19 protein-coding genes are annotated in these 20,414 nt (G+C 63.5%); 13 read left to right on the forward strand and 6 right to left on the reverse strand.

Translation table 11 applies throughout. The annotated features are described in order from the left end of the window. Positions 1-88: 88 nt before the first annotated feature. From AC3RCG_RS22385 to AC3RCG_RS22395, 3 genes are all read left to right on the forward strand, one after another. Entirely contained in the window at positions 89-1,162 is a 1,074-nt protein-coding gene (locus AC3RCG_RS22385; protein WP_070289145.1) for a patatin-like phospholipase family protein, read from the forward strand. A gap of 122 nt (positions 1,163-1,284) precedes the next feature. Beyond that, positions 1,285-3,018 (forward strand): methyl-accepting chemotaxis protein, encoded by a 1,734-nt coding sequence (locus AC3RCG_RS22390; protein WP_070222396.1) that lies wholly within the window; start codon positions 1,285-1,287, stop codon positions 3,016-3,018. A gap of 166 nt (positions 3,019-3,184) precedes the next feature. Next, positions 3,185-4,360 (forward strand): tetratricopeptide repeat protein, encoded by a 1,176-nt coding sequence (locus AC3RCG_RS22395; RefSeq protein WP_409028039.1) that lies wholly within the window; start codon positions 3,185-3,187, stop codon positions 4,358-4,360. Here the strand turns inward: AC3RCG_RS22395 and hemW are convergent. The 3 genes from hemW to rph form a co-directional block, all read right to left on the reverse strand. Then, positions 4,357-5,631: a radical SAM family heme chaperone HemW gene (gene hemW / locus AC3RCG_RS22400; RefSeq protein ID WP_492401959.1), complete on the reverse strand. Its 1,275-nt coding sequence runs from the start codon at positions 5,629-5,631 to the stop codon at positions 4,357-4,359. The two genes, AC3RCG_RS22395 and hemW, sit on opposite strands and share 4 nt — an antisense overlap. After that, complete coding sequence (gene rdgB / locus AC3RCG_RS22405) at positions 5,628-6,212, reverse strand: RdgB/HAM1 family non-canonical purine NTP pyrophosphatase (protein WP_070222390.1); 585 nt, start codon at positions 6,210-6,212, stop codon at positions 5,628-5,630. Before rdgB ends, hemW begins: the two co-directional genes overlap by 4 nt. Before the next feature lie 138 nt (positions 6,213-6,350). Then, positions 6,351-7,079, reverse strand: coding sequence for a ribonuclease PH (gene rph / locus AC3RCG_RS22410; protein WP_046685905.1), 729 nt, complete (start codon positions 7,077-7,079; stop codon positions 6,351-6,353). 302 nt (positions 7,080-7,381) lie between these two features. Here rph and AC3RCG_RS22415 point away from each other — a divergent pair, with 302 nt between their 5' ends. Beyond that, on the forward strand, positions 7,382-8,272 hold the full coding sequence (locus AC3RCG_RS22415) for a YicC/YloC family endoribonuclease (protein WP_070222388.1): 891 nt from the start codon (positions 7,382-7,384) through the stop codon (positions 8,270-8,272). Positions 8,273-8,275: 3 nt separating this feature from the next. Next, the gene (locus AC3RCG_RS22420) at positions 8,276-8,602 is read left to right on the forward strand and encodes a hypothetical protein (protein WP_070222386.1); all 327 of its coding nucleotides are present in this window, start codon (positions 8,276-8,278) and stop codon (positions 8,600-8,602) included. 15 nt (positions 8,603-8,617) lie between these two features. Here AC3RCG_RS22420 and AC3RCG_RS22425 read toward each other — a convergent pair whose 3' ends face one another. Next, positions 8,618-9,028: a DoxX family protein gene (locus tag AC3RCG_RS22425; protein ID WP_071650226.1), complete on the reverse strand. Its 411-nt coding sequence runs from the start codon at positions 9,026-9,028 to the stop codon at positions 8,618-8,620. A gap of 199 nt (positions 9,029-9,227) precedes the next feature. Here AC3RCG_RS22425 and gmk point away from each other — a divergent pair, with 199 nt between their 5' ends. The 3 genes from gmk to AC3RCG_RS22440 all read left to right on the forward strand — a co-directional run bounded on the left by gmk (position 9,228) and on the right by AC3RCG_RS22440 (position 12,493). Next, complete coding sequence (gmk, locus tag AC3RCG_RS22430) at positions 9,228-9,866, forward strand: guanylate kinase (RefSeq protein WP_080753685.1); 639 nt, start codon at positions 9,228-9,230, stop codon at positions 9,864-9,866. A 58-nt stretch (positions 9,867-9,924) separates the two neighbouring features. Beyond that, complete coding sequence (gene rpoZ, locus AC3RCG_RS22435; RefSeq protein WP_010400723.1) at positions 9,925-10,128, forward strand: DNA-directed RNA polymerase subunit omega; 204 nt, start codon at positions 9,925-9,927, stop codon at positions 10,126-10,128. An 82-nt stretch (positions 10,129-10,210) separates the two neighbouring features. Continuing rightward, positions 10,211-12,493 carry a RelA/SpoT family protein gene (locus tag AC3RCG_RS22440; protein ID WP_070222384.1) on the forward strand — a complete coding sequence of 761 codons (2,283 nt, stop codon included), beginning with the start codon at positions 10,211-10,213 and terminating at the stop codon, positions 12,491-12,493. Positions 12,494-12,593: 100 nt separating this feature from the next. Here AC3RCG_RS22440 and AC3RCG_RS22445 read toward each other — a convergent pair whose 3' ends face one another. Beyond that, positions 12,594-13,238, reverse strand: a complete 645-nt coding sequence (locus tag AC3RCG_RS22445) for a transposase (RefSeq protein ID WP_071653818.1) — start codon at positions 13,236-13,238, stop codon at positions 12,594-12,596. 71 nt (positions 13,239-13,309) lie between these two features. Further along, complete coding sequence (gene greB / locus AC3RCG_RS22450) at positions 13,310-13,876, reverse strand: transcription elongation factor GreB (RefSeq protein WP_492401956.1); 567 nt, start codon at positions 13,874-13,876, stop codon at positions 13,310-13,312. A 115-nt stretch (positions 13,877-13,991) separates the two neighbouring features. Here greB and AC3RCG_RS22455 point away from each other — a divergent pair, with 115 nt between their 5' ends. From AC3RCG_RS22455 to AC3RCG_RS22475, 5 genes are all read left to right on the forward strand, one after another. Further along, entirely contained in the window at positions 13,992-14,579 is a 588-nt protein-coding gene (locus tag AC3RCG_RS22455; RefSeq protein ID WP_492401955.1) for a hypothetical protein, read from the forward strand. A 17-nt stretch (positions 14,580-14,596) separates the two neighbouring features. Further along, on the forward strand, positions 14,597-16,099 hold the full coding sequence (locus tag AC3RCG_RS22460) for a sensor histidine kinase (protein WP_492401954.1): 1,503 nt from the start codon (positions 14,597-14,599) through the stop codon (positions 16,097-16,099). Between the two features lie 30 nt (positions 16,100-16,129). Then, entirely contained in the window at positions 16,130-16,777 is a 648-nt protein-coding gene (locus AC3RCG_RS22465) for a response regulator (protein WP_034753998.1), read from the forward strand. Between the two features lie 201 nt (positions 16,778-16,978). Then, the gene (locus tag AC3RCG_RS22470; protein ID WP_070222378.1) at positions 16,979-18,550 is read left to right on the forward strand and encodes a diguanylate cyclase; all 1,572 of its coding nucleotides are present in this window, start codon (positions 16,979-16,981) and stop codon (positions 18,548-18,550) included. 342 nt (positions 18,551-18,892) lie between these two features. Beyond that, positions 18,893-20,404: a flagellin N-terminal helical domain-containing protein gene (locus AC3RCG_RS22475; RefSeq protein WP_070222376.1), complete on the forward strand. Its 1,512-nt coding sequence runs from the start codon at positions 18,893-18,895 to the stop codon at positions 20,402-20,404. The last annotated feature ends 10 nt before the right edge of the window (positions 20,405-20,414 follow it).

The following is a 20,414-nucleotide window of genomic DNA, read 5'->3' on the forward strand; positions in this document are numbered from 1 at the left end:
ACTAACAATGTGACTATACCGAGCGCGTCTGTGCCGTGTCGCCGCGCTGGCGGTAAAATACCTGGCTACAGGCCGCCAGCGACTACTCATGCAATCACCGATCACCATCCGCCTGGGCCGCCGCGCCCGGGCGCGCATCGCCGAAAACGGGGTGCGCGCCAGCGACATCGCCATCGTTCCCGCCGCCGCGGGCGGGCCGAAAGGCTTGATCCTGCACCAGCTCGATTGCTGGCTGTTCGGCGACTTCCTGGCGCAGGCGCCGCGCCCGCGCCAGTTCGTCGGCGCCTCGATCGGCGCCTGGCGCATGGCCGCCGCCGTGTTCCCCGACCCGGTGGCCGCGCAGCGCCGCCTGGTGCGCGAATACGTGGGCCAGCGCTATCCCGACAAACCCGATGCGGCGCACGTGAGCCGCACGTGCCGTGCCCTGCTCGACGCCGTCCTCGATGGCCAGGATGCGCAACTGCTGCGGCACGAGCGCCATAGCCTGTCGGTGCTGGCCGTGCGCGGCATCGGCGCGCTGGCGCAACCTGGCAAATGGCGCGACCGGCGCGGCTTCCTGCTGGCGGCCGCCGGCAACGCTGTGGCGCGCGCGCGGCTGGCCGCCTCGCTGGAACGCACCGTGTTCCATGCCGGACCGGACGGCGCCAGCTGGCTGCGCTCGCGCTTCGACGCCTTTCATTCGCATTTCGTGCCGCTGGCGCAGGACAACCTGCGCGACGCGCTGCTCGCTTCCGGCTCCATCCCGCTGGTGCTCGACGCGGTCACGGACATCGCCGGCGCGCCGCCAGGGCGCTACTGGGACGGCGGCCTGGTCGACTATCATTTGCACCTGCCCTACCAGCGCGAACCGGACCTGGTGCTGTACCCGCATTTTGCCGACCATATCGTGCCGGGCTGGCTGGACAAGACCATGCCCTGGCGCCGCGCGCGCCGCGGCGATGGCGCACTCGACAACATGATCCTCGTCTCGCCCTCGCCCGCCTTCGTGGCCAGCCTGCCCAACGGCAAATTGCCGGACCGGCGCGACTTCCCCCATTACGGCCAGGACCACGCGGCGCGCATGCGCGACTGGCGCCGCGCCATCGCGGAAAGCGAGCGCATGGCGGCCGCCTTCGCCCGCTGGGCCGAGCAGCCGGACCTGCGCCAGGCGGGCGAGCTGTAGCACGGGCGTGGCTGCAACAGGCGCAAAGACAAGCGCGCTTTTCCCTCGCCTCTTGGTCACTTATCAGTGCATACTATGTCGCACAGGCAACCTTTAATCCCTCTGCGACAGGAGCTCCAACCATGCACGCCCTCTCCCACCTCCGTATCGGCACACGCCTGGCTGCAGGCTTCGCGCTGGTGCTGCTGCTGTCCGTGATCTCCACCTCGTACGCGCTGTACAGCGCCAGCGTGAATGCCGAAGCGACGCGGCAAATGATGGAAAAGCCGCTGGCCAAGGAACGCCTCGTATCGGACTGGTACGTACTGATTTACTCGGCCATCGCGCGCACTTCGATGATCGCCAGGAGCACGGATGAAACCCTGTCGAACGTGTTTGCCGACACCATCGCCGACAGCACCAAGCAGGGCGGCGAGCTGCTGAAGCAAATCGAAACCCTGCTCGTCAGCGACGAGGAAAAGGCCATCTTCAAGGCGTCCATTGCCGAACGCGTCAAGTACCAGGATGCCAAGACCCTGGTGATGAATGCGCGCAAGGGCGGCAATGCGGCGCAGGCGGAAAGCGTCTACCGCGACAGCTTCGCGCCGGCCGCCGCCAAGTACCAGAACAACGTCAAGGCCCTGCTGTCGCAGCAGCGCCAGGCCATCGACGCCACGGCGCACGCGATCGAGGCGGCCAACGGGCGCAGCTTCACCCTGCTACTGACCTTGTGCGCGCTGGTGGTGGCGCTGGGCAGCGTCTGCGCCTGGCTGATCACGCGTTCGATCACGCAGCCGTTGAAGGCCGCCGTGAAGGTGGCCGAAACGGTGGCCGACGGCGACTTGCGCACGCATTTCGGCACGCCTGCCAGCGATGAAATCGGCGACCTGATGCGCGCGCTGCACGGCATGAACGAGGCGCTGCGCAAGGTGGTGTCGGAAGTGCAGACGGGCACCAATGCGATCGCCACGGCGTCGGGCGAAATCGCCGCCGGCAACCAGGATCTGTCGGCGCGCACGGAACAGCAGGCCAGTTCGCTGGAAGAGACGGCGTCGTCGATGGAAGAATTGACCAGCACCGTCAAGCAGAATGCGGACAACGCGCGCCAGGCCAACCAGATGGCGGTGGCCGCATCCGGCGTGGCCGAACGGGGCGGCGGCATCGTCAGCCAGGTGGTCGACACCATGGGCGCCATCGATACGGCCTCGACGAAAATCGTCGACATCATCGGCGTCATCGACGGCATCGCCTTCCAGACGAATATCCTGGCCCTGAACGCGGCCGTCGAAGCGGCGCGCGCCGGCGAGCAGGGGCGCGGCTTTGCCGTCGTCGCCACGGAAGTGCGCAGCCTGGCGCAGCGCTCGGCCGCGGCGGCGCGCGAAATCAAGACCCTGATCGGCGACTCGGTGGAACAGGTCAACAACGGCACGCGGCTGGTGCAGCAGGCCGGCAGCACCATGGGCGAAGTGGTCGACAGCGTGCGCAGGGTCACCGACATCATGGCCGAGATCACTGCCGCCAGCGCCGAGCAAAGCATGGGCATCGACCAGGTCAACCAGGCCATCGCGCAGATGGACCAGGTGACGCAGCAAAATGCGGCGCTGGTGGAAGAAGCGGCGGCGGCAGCCGAAAGCATGCAGGACCAGGCGGCGCGCCTGGCGCAGGTGGCGGCCGGCTTCCAGCTCGAGCACGTGGCCACGGCGGCGCCGGTGCGCGCCGCGCGGCCGGCCAGGGCCGCCATTGCCACCACGCAAAAACTCGCGCCACGCCCGCCCCAGGCCAGGGCCGGCAAACCCGCAGCACCCAAGGCGGCCGGCGCCGCGGCGCGCAAAACGCCATCGCACATCGCCGGCGAGCAGGACTGGGAAGAGTTTTAAGCCCGAGGTTTTAAGTCTGGCGTTACACCCGCTTTCCAGCACCGTGCAGGCGGCGGCAAGGCGCTTGAAACCATTTGACAGCGGCGCCAGGCGCGCCGATACTGGTTTCAGGTGGGACTGGCGCGCCACCGCGACATGAGACAGCCGGCGCCTCCAGGGAGAGACCATGCGCCCCTATCTTGTTTTCGCCGCTTGCTTCAAGCGCCTGGGCGCCGCCCTGCTCTGCGGCGCTTTGGCGGCCTGCAGCGTAGCACCGCCAGCCAGCCTGCCCCCCATCTTCAACGACGGCGATTTCGCGCCGGCCGCCGCCATCGACGCCAGCCAGGTCTTTGCCATCGACGAGACCATGCGCCAGTATGTGCGCACGCAAGTGCGGCGCGAAGCGCGCAACAAGAATGACCGCGCGGCCCTGTATGACGCCCTGTACGACAAGAGCAGGCTGAAACTCGAGTACGATGCGGCCATGACCCGCAATGCGCGCGAAACGTTCGCCGCGCGTCAGGGGAACTGCCTGTCGCTGGTGATCATGACGGCGGCGCTGGCGCATGAAATGGGCTTGCAGGTGCGCTACCAGGAGGTGCTCGGTGAAGAAAGCTGGAGCCGCAGCGGCGACATGTATTTTGTCGCCGGCCACGTCAACCTGGTACTGGGCCAGCGGCTGGACGACAAATCCGGCAGGTACGATGCCAAGGGCATGATGGTGATCGATTTCCTGCCGTCCTCGGAGATAGGCGGCTACCGCACGCGAGAACTCGACGAAGCGACCGTGCTCGCCATGTACATGAACAACCGCGCCGCCGAAACCATGAGCGAGGGCCAGCTGAATCAGGCATACTGGTGGGCCCGGGCAGCGCTGCTGCAAGACTCCTCGTTCAGCGGCGCCTACAACACCCTGGGCGTGATCCAGTTCCGCCATGGCGACCTGGCGCAAGCGCGGCGCACTTTCGCCCATGCGCTGACGCGCACGCCGGACAACACGGTGCTGCTGTCGAACCTGGCGCAGGTGCTGGAAGCGTCCGGCCTGCCCGAAGAAGCGCTGCCGCTGCGCCGGCGCCTGCTGGCGCTGCAGCCGCAGCCGCCTTTCCACTACTTCAACCTGGGCAAGGCGGCCATGCAGCAAAACGATTACGTGCGGGCGATACAGCTGTTTTCACGTGAAATCGCGCGCGACCCGTACTACCACGAATTTCACTTCTGGCTGGCGCAAGCCTATGCGCGCCTGGGCCAGATGGAGCAGGCCGGCAAGCAGCTGGAACTGGCGATGAACAACAGCACCACGCGCAGCGACCATACTCTGTATGCGGCCAAGCTGCAGCGCCTGCGCGCCGTCACCACGCATTAATCCTCCAGGAACATCTGCTGCAGGTCATTCAGGAAGCACAATCCCCGTTCCGTCGGACGGATGACCTGGTGGTCGCGGTACAGCAAGCCTTTCGCTTCGGCCGCATTGAGCGGCTGCTCGATGGCGTTGAGGGCCAGGCCCGTACGCTCGGCGAACAGGTTCGGCGCAAAGCCCTGCGTCAGGCGCAGGGTATTCAACATGAATTCGAAGCCCATTTCCTCGCGCGCCAGTTCACGCTCTTCCTGCACCGGATTACCGGCCAGTACCGCGTCCATGTAGGCGCGCGGCTGCTTGTAGCGGGCCTGGCGCAGCACGCGGTGCGGGAACGAAATCTTCGAGTGCGCGCCCGCGCCGATGCCGAGATAGTCGCCAAATTCCCAGTAATTGCGGTTGTGGCGTGCCTGGCGGCCCGGCTGCGCATAGGCCGACACTTCGTAGCGGCCATAGCCGGCCTGCGCGGCGCGCGCGGCCACCATGTCGGCGATATCGGCGCTCTCGTCGTCGTCCGGCAGCGCGGGCGGATACTTGGCGAACAGGGTGTTCGGTTCCAGGGTCAGGTGGTACAGCGACAGGTGCGGCGGCGCGAACGACAGCGCCGTCTCCAGGTCCTGCCGCGCTTCGTCCAGCGTCTGCGTGGGCAGCGCGTACATCAGGTCGAGGTTGAAATTGTCGAAGTTGGCATGCGCGATCTCCACCGCGCGGCGCGCCTCGCTGTCGTCATGGATGCGCCCCAGCGCCTGCAGATGGCGGCCATTGAAGCTCTGGATGCCGACCGACAGCCGGTTGATGCCGCTGGCCCGGTAAGACTTGAATTTTTCCGCTTCAAAGGTGCCCGGATTGGCTTCCATGGTGATTTCGCAATCGGGCTCCAATGGCAGCAGGGTGCGCACGTCCGACATCAGCCGGTCCAGGCCCGCCGCCGACATCAGGCTGGGCGTGCCGCCGCCGATGAAGATGGTGTGGATCTTGCGGCCCCAGATCAGCGGCAGCGCCATCTCCAGGTCCAGCCGCATGGCCGCCAGGTATTCGGCTTCCGGCAGGTCGCCGCGCACCTCGTGCGAATTGAAGTCGCAATACGGGCATTTTTTCACGCACCACGGAAAGTGAATGTACAGCGACAGCGGCGGCAGGGCCGTCAGGTTCAGCGCGCCCGGCTGCAGGTACTTCAGGGCCGCCCCGGCCGCGCCGGAAATGCCTTCCTGCGGCGCGGGCCTGGCTGCCGACCTGGCGGCCGATTGGGCAACGGCGCCCACCAGTTTGATCGGGATCATCGCAGCTTTTCCACCAGCGCGCGCAGGGCCTGGCCGCGGTGCGACAGCGCGTTCTTTTCATCGGACGTCAGTTCGGCCGCGCACTTGCCCAGCGCGGGAATGAAGAAATGCGGATCGTAGCCGAAGCCGCCGTTGCCGCGTGGCGTGGCGATCATCTCGCCGTTCCAGCGGCCGTCGGCGATCACGGGCTGCGGGTCGTCCGCATGGCGCACATACACCAGCACGCAGTAGTAATACGCGGACTTGTCGGCATGCGCCTCAAGGTCGGCGATCAGCCTGGCGCTGTTGGCCGCATCCGATTTCGGCTCGCCCGCATAGCGGGCCGAGTACACGCCGGGCGCGCCGCCGAGTGCATTGACGCACACGCCCGAATCGTCTGCCAGCGCCGGCAAGCCCGTCAGGCGAGATGCGTGGCGCGCCTTTTGCAGGGCGTTTTCAACGAAGGTGTGGAACGGTTCGTCGCTTTCCGGCACATCGTATTCGCCCTGGGCGTGGACGGAAAAACCGATGGTCGATAGCAGCTCGTTGAATTCCTTGAGCTTGCCGGCGTTGTTGGAGGCGAGGATGAGGCGTTGGGTCATGTCAATAGTCCGGTTGAAGTGCCGACATTGTAAACCTTTTGCGCTCCCCTCACCCTGGCCCGCCGCTGCCGAAAAAAACGGCAGGTGCGGGCTTTTTGCCCGGCGCAGCGGGCGAAGACATGTAAATCTATGTAAAGATTACATGCCGAGAGCTTGCTTTTGCAGGGCGATCAGATCGGCGATGCCGCCCTGCGCCAGGTCCAGCAGGCGGTTCATGCCGGCGCGGTCGAAGGCGGCGCCTTCGGCCGTGCCCTGCACTTCGATGAAGTGGCCCGCTTCCGTCATCACCACATTCATGTCCGTGTCGCAGCCCGAGTCTTCCACGTAGTCGAGGTCCAGCACCGGCATGCCCTGGTAGACGCCCACCGAGATGGCGGCGACGAAGCTTTTCACGGGGATGGCGGCAATCGCGCCGCGCGCCTGCAGCTGGGAAAACGCGTCATACGCGGCCACCATGGCACCCGTGATCGAGGCCGTGCGCGTGCCGCCGTCGGCCTGGATCACGTCGCAATCGAGGTGCAGGGTGCGTTCGCCGAACGCCTGCAAATCGAAGGCGGCGCGCAGCGAGCGGCCGATCAGGCGCTGGATTTCCTGCGTGCGGCCCGACTGCTTGCCGCGCGCCGCTTCGCGGTCCATGCGCGTGTGCGTCGAGCGCGGCAGCATGCCGTACTCGGCCGTCAACCAGCCCTGGCCCTTGCCCTTCAGGAAGCCCGGCACCTTGTCTTCGATGCTGGCTGTACAGATGACCTTGGTGTCGCCGCACTCGATCAGCACCGACCCTTCGGCATGTTTGGTGTACTGGCGGGTGATGCGGATGGCGCGCAGCGCATCGACGGCGCGGCCGCTCGGGCGGGATTCGAATGTCATGGGGATGTCCTGTGTGATTGGGGTTGCGGCAGCGATTCTACCACCGCGCGCGCGCCCATTTGCAGCCATGCAACAGCGCAGGGCGCAATGGCGGGCGGCGCACACATGATCCCTACAATCCTGCCCCGCCAAACACAATTTTCTTTACAATGCCGTAAAACGCACACTATTCAGCAATTTTCAGGCCATCGGGCACTTCGGTCCTGTTTCGCGGCGCGGGCAGTATTGCCTGCGCTGGCTGATTAAGTGTATAAGTGACTGTATACAAGATCAAATCGGGGAATCCTTTGAGCATTTCAAGCATGACAGGCTACGCGGTTGCCACCAGCGAAGGTGCTGCAGGCACACTGACAATTGAAATCAAGAGCGTCAACTCACGCTTTCTCGACCTGCAATTCCGGATCAACGACGATCTGCGGGCCTTGGAACCTGACTTGCGCGCCGCCGTCATGTCCGCCATCACGCGCGGCAAAGTCGAGGTACGCCTGAGCTTTGGCCGCAAGGCTGCGACCGCCGGCACGCAGGCGCTGAACGTGCCCCTGCTGACCGAACTGGCGCGCCTGCAAAACGAAGTGGGCCAGCATTTTGTCTCCGCCCCCGTCATGACGGTGGCAGAACTGCTGCGCTGGCCTGGCGTCATCGAAGAAGCGCAAGTGGGACAGGAGTCCCTGCAGGCGGACGTGGGCGCGCTGACCAAGCGCACCGTGGCCGCCTTCGTCGACAGCCGCAAGCGCGAAGGCGCGGCGCTCGAAGCGGTGCTGGTGTCGCGCATCGAAGCGATGGAAGCCATCGTCAAGCGCATCACGCCCTTGATTCCGCAAGTGGTGGCGGCCTTCCAGCAAAAAGCCATCGAGCGCATGCAGGATGCGCTGGGCCTGGCCAGCCAGGGCTCGAATTCGGCCCTGTCGCGCCAGGACGCCATGGAACGCATCCGCCAGGAAGTGATCTTGTACGGCATCCGCATCGATGTGTCCGAAGAACTGGCGCGCCTGTCGGCCCACCTGGGCGAAACGCGCCACATCCTCACCAAGGGCGGGCAAGTGGGCAAGCGCCTCGACTTCATGATGCAGGAACTCAACCGCGAAGCCAATACGCTGGGCGCCAAGGCCTCCGTCAAGGAACTGGCCGACGCCTCGATGGACTTGAAGCTGCTGATCGAGCAGATGCGCGAACAGGTGCAGAACCTGGAATAAGCCATGACCGCACCACGCATCCTGACGCTCGCCAGCGTCACCCTGGCGCTGCTGGCGGCAGGCGCGCAAGCGCAACCTGCGCAGCAGCCGTCGCCGTATGCGGTTGAAGGCTGCGCCTCCGGGTGTTTCGCTCTCAAGGAACGCGGCGCCGCCATCTACACGGGCGCCGACGCCGCCTCCTACCGCATCTGCTCGCGCAGCAACCTGGGCGCGGAAGTCTCGGTCGACAGCGCCATCGTGCGCATCAGCAACCGCGACTGCACCGATGTGAATGGACGGGCCATCGTGCTCAATAGCGGCGAAATCGCCCTGGGCCGGCTGCCCCGCTGAGACAGGGCATGCAACTTACGCCAGGCGCGCTCCGGTGCGCGCCCTGTCGCTGGCGGCGATGACGACGCAGGCGACAAACAGCACGATGCTGTACTCCACGCCGCCGGCGCCATGCTCGCCCACGAACCAGCCCTTGGCCGCATGCACGATGACGATGCCGCCAAGGCAGATCACCATCAGGCCGGCCGCCGCCCAGCGCATGTATTTGCCGGCGATGAGCAAACTGCCGCAAACGATCTCGACGATGGTAATCGCCCACACGACAGCCAGGCCATAGATAAATCCCTTGTCTTCCAGAAAACCGGCAAAGCGGGGAATGGTGCCGTTGGCGATGCGCGTGATGGCGTGCGCCATGAACATCACGGCGATGGCCACGCGCAGCAACAGCATGGCCTGGGCAATACTGAGAAACGGGAAATTTTTCATGCGCACATCCTGTCGATAAAGAAAAAATATTCCAAATTAGATAACTATTTCTTCAGGATAACAAGCAAAAAATGCGCAGGCGCGGCGGCCAGGCGCATCGCAGGGCTGGCTCGCCGCCTTGCCTCTTGGTAAAATACCGAATTGGGCGGCGCCCATGCAAGCGCACACGCCGCCATCACACGCAAATGGAAAGATCCGCATGAGCCACCCTACCGCCTTCTCCGGCAGCCTGTTCGTGGTCGCCGCGCCATCGGGCGCCGGCAAATCGACACTGGTCAATGCATTGCTGGCGCAAGAGCCCGGCATCAAATTGTCGATCTCGACCACCACGCGCGCCCCGCGTCCGGGCGAGCAGCATGGCCGCGAGTACTATTTCACGACGGCGGAAGACTTTGTCGCGCGCGCCGACCAGGGCGAATTCCTGGAATGGGCGGAAGTGCATGGCAACTACTACGGCACTTCGCGCATCATGGTGGAACAGCAAATGGCCGCCGGCACCGATATCCTGCTGGAAATCGACTGGCAGGGCGCGCGCCAGGTGCGCAAGCAATTTCCCCGCGCGGCCGGCATTTTCATCCTGCCGCCATCGATCGATGCGCTGGAAGAACGCCTGAACAAGCGCGGCCAGGACGAGCCGCACGTGATCACGCGCCGCCTGCTGGCGGCCGGCGGCGAAATCGCACACGCTCCCGAGTTCGAGTATGTTATTATCAATGAAGAGTTTACGGTCGCTTTGTCCGAACTGAGCGCGATCGTGAGAGCGGCCCGTTGCCGGTTTGCGCAACAAGCGGCCCGCAACGCATCGCTATTCGCCCAGCTGGGCCTGCACGCAGAGTAAAAACGCTGCAACGGCACGCCAGTTCACACAGCACCACGCAAAAATTTTAGGAGTTACTATGGCCCGTATCACAATCGAAGATTGCCTGAAGCAGATCCCTAACCGTTTCCAGCTGACCCTGGCTGCGACCTATCGCGCACGTCAGTTGTTGCAAGGCCACACCCCAAAGGTGGAAGCCAAGGACAAGCCTACCGTCGTCGCACTGCGTGAAATCGCTGCCGGTAAAGTCGGCATCGAAATGCTGAAAAAGGTCCCGATGTAAGTGGGAACCCGCGTGCCGGAACAGTGCTGACCCCTGGTTCTACCGTATTCTTTATTCACACTGTGAAGCAACGCGACGTTTTATGAGTCTGACCCCAGCCGACACGACTTCCGCAGCACTGCCGCCCCTGGCCTCGCGCCAGGCGGCAAAATCGCAGGGCGCTTCCGCGCCCGGCGCCGGCACGTCCGGCAGCAACACCCCCGCAGCACCGCCAGCGCCCGCCCTCGGCGTGGCTTCCGTCAGCCATCTGGCCGACAAGCTGGCCGAATACCTGTCTCCCGCCGACCTGAAAAAAGTCAAGGAAGCCTACCGCTTCTCCGACGAAATGCACCTGGGCCAGATGCGCCGCTCGGGCGAGCCGTATATCTCGCATCCGATCGCCGTCGCCGAAATCTGCGCCGACTGGAAGCTCGACGCGCAAGCCATCATGGCCGCCCTGCTGCATGACGTCATGGAAGACCAGGACGTCAAGAAGGAAGAATTGATCGAGCGCTTCGGCGCTCCGGTGGCGCACCTGGTCGACGGCCTGTCGAAACTGGAAAAGATCGAATTCCAGAGCCAGATCGAGGCGCAGGCGGAAAACTTCCGCAAGATGCTGCTGGCCATGGCGTCCGACGTGCGCGTGATCCTGATCAAGCTGGCCGACCGCCTGCACAATATGCGCACCCTGGACTTCATGACGGCGGCGAAAAAACGCCGCATCGCCAGCGAGACCATGGAAGTGTACGTGCCGATCGCGCACCGTCTCGGCCTGAACAACATCTACCACGAGCTGCAGGACCTGTCGTTCTCGCACCTGTATCCGATGCGCTACCGCACCCTGGCGAAAGCCGTCAAGGCGGCGCGCGGCAACCGGCGCGAGGTGGTCAACAAGATCATGGAAGCGGTGAAAAGCACCTTGTCCATGGCCGAGCTCGAAGCCGACGTCACGGGCCGCGAAAAGACCCTGTACGACATCTATAAAAAGATGCGCAGCAAGCATTTGTCGTTCTCGCAAGTGCTGGACGTGTACGGTTTCCGCGTGGTGGTGGGCAGCTTTGCCGACTGTTACGTGACCCTGGGCACCCTGCACAGCCTGTACAAACCCATGCCGGGCAAGTTCAAGGATTACATCGCGATCCGCAAGCTGAACGGCTACCAGTCGCTGCACACGACCGTCATCGGCCCGTACGGCACGCCCGTGGAATTCCAGATCCGCACGCAGGAAATGCACCGCACGGCCGAGTCCGGCGTGGCGGCGCACTGGCTGTACAAGAGCGGCGAATCGAACCCGTCCGACCTGCAGCAGCGCACCCATGCGTGGCTGCAATCGCTGCTCGACATCCAGCAGCAGACGGGCGACTCGGCCGAATTCCTCGAACACGTCAAGGTCGACCTGTTCCCCGATTCCGTCTACGTGTTTACGCCGAAGTCGAAGATCATCGCCCTGCCGCGCGGCGCCACGGCCATCGACTTCGCCTACTCGATCCACACGGGCATCGGCGACCAGACCGTGGCCGTCAAGATCAACAACGAAACCTCGCCCCTGCGCACCGAGCTGCACAATGGCGACATCGTCGAAATCATCACCGATTCCTCGTCGCGCCCCAGCCCGACGTGGCTGTCGTTCGTGCGCACCGGCAAGGCCCGTTCGGCCATCCGCCACCATCTGCGCACGATCAACCTGCCCGAATCGATCGCCCTGGGCCAGCAACTGCTGTCACAGGCGCTGCACACCCTGAACATCGACGCCGACCTGCAAGCGCCACTGGTCGAACGCCTGCTCAACGAATCGAGCGCCAATTCCATGGACGAGCTGTACGCGGACATCGGCATCGGCAAGCGCATGGCCACCCTGGTGGCGCGCCACATCTTCGGCTTGATCGGCGGCGAAGCGGCCAGCATGCCCGTGGAACACAATAGCGGCAGCGAACTGGACCCCGTCACCATCTGCGGCAGCGAAGGCGTGTCCGTGCAACTGGCGCCCTGCTGCCTGCCGATTCCCGGCGACCAGATCATCGGCCAGCTGCGCCGCGACCAGGGCTTGCTCGTGCACACGAGCGACTGCTCGCAAGCGAAACGCCAGCGCGCCAAGGAACCGGACCGCTGGATCGCCGTGCGCTGGGGAACCGAACTGAACCGCCGCTTCGACTGCCGCATCAAGGTCTTGATCAACAGCGAACGGGGCATCCTCGCCCGCGTGGCCGCCGAAATCGGCGAATCGGACGCCAACATCATCTATGTCGGCATGGACGAAGACAAGGACAACGTGCTCGACCAGCTGCGCTTCACCGTGCAGGTCAAGGACAGGGTCCACCTGGCCGCCCTGCTTCGCAATGTGCGCAGAGTGGCCGGCGTCAACCGCATCCTGCGCGAGCGTAACTGATTCACGCGGCAACAAGCTGGGGTCAGACCCGCCGGGGGAATACGTCCCAATGGGACGTATTCCGATCGCGAAGCGACTGACCCCGGATCTCCGCTGCGGGCTACCGGTTCAGTTCCGCAACGCGTCGTAAAAACGCCTGATCCCCCACCGCAAATTCAGCATTGACTGCTTCTCGCAGTTGTCCGATGCAGCGATCGCCTAATTCATCCTGAAATAACGATTGGTATGTCTTTTGCCGCTCAAGCACATCACATCCAAGTTGCATATATAAAGAATGCGGAGACAGCAGATCATCATGCACGCCCTGCGCATTGCTTCGATAACTGGACCAGCAATATTGACCAGGCAATGCCACGATACCGGCCCTGACAGGGTTAAGTTCGATATAGCGCTGGCAAATCAATAAATAACGCTCGCCCTGTACCAAGCAAGATTTGTAGCGGCCCTCCCACAAACTGCCGGTGCGGCCATAACGCCAGTTGAAATACTGCACATAACGCTGGTTCAGCATTTTCATCAGCAACGACAGGGACGTTGTGCTTTGCGTGGAAAGCAATAGATGCACATGATTATTCATCAGCACATACGCATGCAGATGGCATGGTGCAAGCGCCAAACAACTGTGCAGATAATCCAGATAACGCTGCTTGTCTTGCCCATCAAGAAAGCAGGCTTGGCGATTCACGCCACGTTGCACCACATGTAAGGGAACGCCGGGCAAGACGAGCCGAAGGCGACGGGGCATGGCAACTCCTGATACCAACTGAATGGTCAGTGTGCCAGCGCGCGCCTCTGGCGTCCTGCGTCACCGCAAGCTTACCCCTCCCCCGGCGCCGGATACGTCACTTCCAGCAACTCCAGTTCCTGCTCGCCCAGCGGCGTGTTGAGGGTGATCACATCGCCTTCGCGCGCCTTGGTGATGGTGCGGGCCATGGGCGAGACCCAGCTGATCTTGCCGTTCAGGGGGTCGAATTCGTCGATGCCGACGATGGTGATGGTGTGCGTTTCGCCGTCGCTGGTGCGGTAGGTTACCGTGGCGCCGAAAAACACCTGGTCGTTGCCATGGTGCACGCTGGGATCGACGATGGCGGCCAGGTCCATGCGTTTGGTGAGGAAGCGGATGCGGCGGTCGATTTCGCGCAGCCGGCGCTTGCCATAGATATAGTCGCCATTTTCCGAACGGTCGCCATTCGACGCCGCCCAATGGACGATGCGCACCACTTCCGGACGGTCGACGTCGATCAGCTGCAGCAGCTCTTCCTTGATGCGCTGGTAGCCGGACGGCGTGATGTAGTTCTTGGCGCCGGCGGGAATGGCCAGCGCCAGCGCGACCGCTTCTTCATCGTCGTCGTTGTCCGATTCTTTTACAAAGGCTTTATTCATCCGCCTATTGTAGCCCCGCCAGGAAGCCATGGGCACACGGGATGCGGGCGCAGGCGGGCTTTTTTGACGTATCATCGTGGCAATCGCGGCAAACGTGGGCCGCACACGGAGACGGATGAAAAAAATCTACAGAGTCAGGCGCTGGCTGTTCGCGCCGCTGGTCTACCTGGCCGCCATCTGCCTGCTGATCGAGGAATGGCTATGGGCGACGGGCGCGCGCATCATGCAGGTGGTGTCGCAATTCCCTCCCCTGCATGCGCTTGAAGCGTGGATCAAGCGCCTGCCCCCGTACTGGGCGCTGGCCATCTTCGTGCTGCCGGCCGTGCTGCTGTTTCCCGTCAAGCTGCTGGCCCTGCTGGCGATCGCGCGCGGCCATGCGTTTTCCGGCATCGGCGTGATCATCATCGCCAAGCTGGGCGGCGCGGCCGCCGTCGCGCGCCTGTATTCGCTGACGCGCCCTACCCTGCTCAGTTTGCCGTGGTTTGCGCGCTGGCATGGCCTCTTCATGGAAACCAAGGACCGCTGGATCGCCCGGCTGCGCGCCACGCGCCCTTGGCGCCGTGTCAGCCGCCTGTCGGCCGCCCTGGGCCGCGCCCGCCGCGCCTGGTGGCAGCGCTTGCGCAAGGGCACGCCAGGGCGTCATAATTCCCGCCCAGCCAGGGTGCTGCGCCGCTTTGCCGCCTTCTGGCGCGCCCGCCGCTGATGAAGAAAGGCAACTCCATGCACGACACTCCCCGGCTGGCCCCCGCCCTGCGCGCGGCGGCGCCGGAAATCTACCTGTACGACGCGGCCAGCTTGCAATTGCTGGACGCCAACGATGCCGCCTGCGACAACTTGCAGTATGCGCGCAAGGAATTGCTGGCGATGACGCCCTTCACGCTGGCGCCGCAGCTCGACGCGCAGCAGCTGGCCGCCGTGCTGGCCACTCTGGACGACAGCATCGGCGCGCAAGCCCGGCTGCACGTGCAGCAGCGGCGCCGCGATGGCAGCCTGTATTCGCTCAGCCTGCACCTGTCGCGCGCCCAGCGCCAGGGGCGCCCCCTGTTGCTGGCCGAGGGCGAAGACTTGCGCACGCCGCAGGCGACGGCCGCCGCCCTGGCGCAGGTGCAGTCGCGCTTCAACGCCATCGTCTCGAATACGCCGGGCCTCGTGTACCAGTTCTGCCTGCATGCGGATGGACGGGCGTCCTTTGCCTACCTGAGCGAAGGCTGCCAGGCCCTGCTGGGCCTGAGCCCGGCGCTGCTGCATGCGCGCCCGGAACTGTTTTACCAGTTGATCCTGGCCGACGACCGCGCTTCGTATCTGGAATCGATGCAAGCCTCAAAAAGCGCCTTGTGGAGCTGGAACTGGGAAGGCCGGATCTGGATCGATGCCTGGAAGGACGTCAAATGGATCAACCTGCGCTCGACGCCGCGCGCGCTGGCCGACGGCACGGTGCAGTGGGAAGGCATCATGACGAATATCACGGAAAGCCGGCTGGAACAGATCGAAGTGCGCCAGTCGCGCGCCCGCCTGGCCGAGCTGACGGCGCATATCGACAAGGTCAAGGAACACGAACGCACGCGCCTGGCGCGCGAATTGCACGATGACCTGGGCGGCAATTTGACGGCGATCAAGATGGCGCTGGCCATGCTGGCGCGCCGCCTGCCGCCGGACGACCCGCTGCTGCAGGAAAAGGCCGACTATGTCGATGCCCTGGTCGACCGCAGCATCGACGCCGTGCACCGCATTTCGCTGGACTTGCGCCCCTCCATGCTGGACCTGGGCCTGGTCGCCGCGCTGGACTGGCAGGTCAAGGAATTCGCGCGCCAGGCCGGCATCGAGTGCCAGTTCATTTCCAACCGCCAGCACATCGAACTGGAGCTGGACCAGGCGACCAGCCTGTTCCGCATCGCCCAGGAGGCGCTGACGAATATCGCCAAGCATGCGCAGGCGAGCAAGGTCAGCGTGCACCTGGCCCGGCAGCGCCAGCATATCAGCCTGACCATCGCCGACAATGGCGTCGGCATGCGCCTGTCCGACCGCGCCAAGCCGCAGTCGTTCGGCATCCGCGGCATGGCCGAACGGGCCAGCGCGCTGGGCGGCAGCCTGAGCCTGATGGATGGGCCGGACGGCGGCACCATCCTGAGCATAAAAATCCGTCTGACCACCCCGCGAGAGGCGATAATAGCGGCTGCAGCCAGTGCGCCCGCGCACAGCGGGCCGCCGCCAGACGCGGCCTAGTGGGTGAATTAGATAGGAAACAATGCAGTCATGAAAGAAAAAGCCACCATCCGGGTATTCATCGCCGACGATCACGCGATCGTGCGCGAAGGCTTGAAGCAAATCCTCGCCGACACGAAGGACATCATCGTGGCCGGCGAAGCTGAAAATGGCCACGACGCCATCAAACTGTTCCGCGGCTCGAAATGCCAGGTGTTGTTGCTTGACATCTCCCTGCCCGACCGCAGCGGCATCGAGGTACTCAAGCAGATCAAGAAGGAAAAGCCGGAACTGGCCGTGCTGATGCTGTCCATGCACCGCGAAGACCAGTATGCCATCCGTTCGCTCAAGGCGGGCGCGGCCGGCTACCTGACGAAACAGAGCGCGCCGCGCGAGCTGGTCACGGCCATCCGGCAAGTGGCGCAAGGGTTGAAATACATCAGCGCCTCGCTGGCGCAGGAACTGGCCAACACGGTGGGCGAAGACCACGAAACGGCCTTGCACGACACCTTGTCGGACCGCGAGTACCAGACGCTGGTCATGATTGCCTCGGGCAAGGCGGTGGGCGCCATCGCCGAAGAGCTCAAATTGTCCGTGAAAACCGTCAGCGAATACCGCGCCCGCTTGCTGGTCAAGATGAAGCTCAAGAATAGCGCGGAACTGACGCATTACGCCATCCGCAACCAGCTGGTGGATTGACGGCAAAGCGGCATGCCCGCTGGCATCGGGCGAATTGACAGGACTTCTCCTTGCTTCTCGCACAATAAGTTCTTTGCCAACTCGCATATCATGAGGATAATGAGAAATATCTAAAAAGGCTGTGCCTACATGTCCAGTAAATTGCCATCCTCACCAGCAGGCGCTCCCGCTGGCGCCACGAATACCGCCGCCGCTGCGGCGATGAACCCGGCCGATATCGCCCGCGAAGCGTTTCGCCGCCTGGCCACGCGCCGCATCGCCCCCACGCCGAGCGCCTACCGCGACATCTACAATGAAATCGCGGGCATCAGCGAAGCGGCCGAGACGCCGGCTACGCCGGGAGCCGTACTGGCCGCCAGCGCACCCACGGAGAGCGGCGCGGAAAACGTCCTCACGCAATTCGCCGCCAAGATGAGCGAATCGGCGGGCGAACTGGGCGACTTTGGCAAGCGTTTCCAGCGCGCCCTGAAAGCGCGCGACTGGGATGGCTATGCACGTACCCTGGCGCAACTGGCCGAGAAACAGGTCAAGAAAAGCGGCGGCATCGAATTGCCGCCCCTGCCGGACGGCGAACAGACGCGCACCCTGCGTGAATTGCTCAGCCGCACCCTGGGCTTTGCCGTCGCCACCTTGCTGACGGGCACGCCCGCGCTGGTGGAAGAGGCAGAGTCCCTGGGCGCGGCCATCAAGCTGGCCCACACGGAAGAAGCGCTGAACGAAGCGGCCCTGCGCCTGAAACAGCTGTGCTACCAGATCGAACTGAAAAGCGGCGACACGGCCGAGCAGCAGGAATTGTTGCTGCGCCTGTTCAAGCTGCTGCTCGACAACGTCAGCCAGCTGCTCGACGACGACAGCTGGCTGCGCGGCCAGGTCGACGCCGTGCAGAACCTGATCGCCGGTCCGCTCGACCAGCGCGCGCTGGAAGACGCCACGCGCAGCCTGAAGGAAGTCATCTACAAGCAAAGCCAGCTCAAGCACAGCCTGTCCGACGTCAAGCTGACGGTCAAGAACATGATGATGACCTTCATCGACCGCCTGGGGCAAGTGGCGGCCAGCACGGGCGACTTCCACGAAAAGATCGGCGGCTATTCGGAAAAGATCAGCCAGGCGGAAAATATCAGCGAGTTGAACAGCGTTCTCGACGAAGTCTTGCGCGAAACGCGCATGGTGCAGAACGAGGCCTTGCGCGCGCGCGACAAGATGGTGCTGGCGCGCCAGGAAGTGCAGGATGCGGAACAGCGTATCCACACGCTGGAAGCGAAGCTCCAGCATATGAGCGAACTGGTGCGGGAAGACCAGCTGACGGGCAGCCTGAACCGTCGCGGCCTGGACGACGTGTTCGAGCGCGAGACGGCCCGCTCGGACCGCCGCGGCACGCCGCTGTGCATCGCCATGCTGGACCTGGACGACTTCAAGCGCCTGAACGACACCTATGGCCACCTGGCCGGCGACGCCGCGCTGAAACACCTGGTGAAAATCGTCAAGGAAACCCTGCGCTCGATGGACGTCATCGCCCGCTTCGGCGGCGAGGAATTCCTCATCCTGCTGCCGGAAACCACGGTCGAAGCGGCCTCATCGACGATGACGCGGCTGCAACGCGAGCTGACCCGGCATTTCTTCCTGCACGACAACGAAAAAGTCCTGATCACCTTCTCCGCCGGCGTGGCCCTGCGCCTGCCCAACGAAGACCAGGCCGAACTCGTCAAACGCGCCGACCGCGCCATGTACCAGGCCAAGCAGACGGGCAAGAATCGGGTGGTGGTGGCGGATTGACGCCCGCCCGCTTCGCCACATGCCGTCCCGCCACTCGGCCGGACGGCATTTTTCATGGCATAAACAACAACACCCCTCACCCCCTGCAGCATGCCGCCAGCGTCCGCGCGATATGAAAATAAAACTATTTTTACCCTCAAGTTTTCTCAAACGCCGTCGTTTAGCGCGCGGCCAGCAGCAAACTGAAGGGCTAAAAATTAAAATTTAAAGCACTTTCCGCTATAAATTTTCCCGCAGAGCAACCGTTACCCTAAACAACAGCGGCTTGATTGTCCCGGAACAGCGGGGCAGGCCAAAGTGAACGGCACTTAGCACAATGTAGTATCTGTTTGGAGAATTAACATGGCTGCAGTAATTAATACCAACATTGCCTCCCTGAACTCACAGCGCAACCTGTCGACGTCGCAATCGGCCTTGACCACCTCGCTGCAACGTCTGTCTTCCGGTATGCGCATCAACAGCGCCAAGGATGACGCTGCTGGTCTGGCGATTTCCGACCGCATGACGTCGCAAATCCGCGGCATGACGCAGGCAACCCGCAATGCAAACGACGGCGTCTCGCTGGCTCAAACGGCCGAGGGTGCACTGTCGAGCTCGGGCGACATCCTGCAACGTATCCGCGAACTGGCAGTTCAATCGTCGAACGCCACCAACTCGTCGAGCGACCGTCAGGCTCTGCAAACCGAGGTTGGTCAACTGGGTTCGGAATTGAACCGCATCGCTCAAACCACTTCGTTCAACGGCCAGGCGCTGCTGGACGGCACCATGGGCACGGCCAACTTCCAGGTCGGCGCGGACGCGAATCAGCTGATTTCGGCCAGCGGCGCAAACTTCCTGACCAATACCTACGGCAACAACCGTATTGAGAATGATGCTGTTGCAGTCAAAGCAACGTCAACCAACGTTGCCGATGCAAAAGCCATCACCATCAACGGCAAGCTCGGTTCCGCCACCTACACTACGGCTACCGCTGCCGTAGGTCCTCCAGCTGTCCTGTCGGACACGGCTAAATCGATCGCTGCTGGCATCAACCAGAAAACCAGCGCTACCGGTGTCACCGCTACGGCAAAAACGGAAACCAACCTGGCCCTGGCCGCCGAATCGTACTCGTTCCAGATCGCATCGGACAACGATCCAGCCCAGACTCCTGTCACCGTGTCCTTCGCAGTTGGCGGCAGCGCAAGCAGCGCCACCGACTTCGCAGCAGGCATCAACGCCATCAATGCCCAATCGGCAAAGACCGGCGTGACGGCTCAGTACGACACGAAAAACGGCGGTATTAAGCTGAGCAATGCCAATGGCGCTGACATCAAGCTCACCAACGGCGCTACTGCGAACACCAAGTTCGATGTCGCAAGCTACAAGCTCGACGGCACCAAGACCACAGCGGTCGATAACAAAGGCGCTGTAGCTGTCGCTGTTGCAAACGGCACCGTGACGTTCGACTCGGACAGCAGCTTCTCCGTCACCGATGCCGGTTCCGGTCTGGGTCTGGGTGCGACTGGTGCAGGCGCCGCCAACCAAGGTTCGTCACTGAAGTCCGTCGCGTCGATCGACATCACGACGTTCGATGGCGCTCAGCTGGCCTTGAAAATCGCCGATGCAGCCTTGTCGACGGTCAATGGCCAACGTGCTCAGTACGGTGCATTGCAATCGCGCTTCGCTTCGGCGATCTCGAACCTGCAATCGACCACGGAAAACCTGTCGGCATCGCGCAGCCGCATCGTCGATACGGACTTTGCGTCGGAAACGGCCAACATGACCCGCGGCCAGATCCTGCAACAAGCTGGTACGGCCATGCTGGCGCAAGCGAACTCGCTGCCAAACGGCGTCCTGAGTCTGCTGCGCGGCTAATCTCCGATTA

Source organism: Janthinobacterium sp. GW823-FHT01H08 (assembly GCF_058797855.1).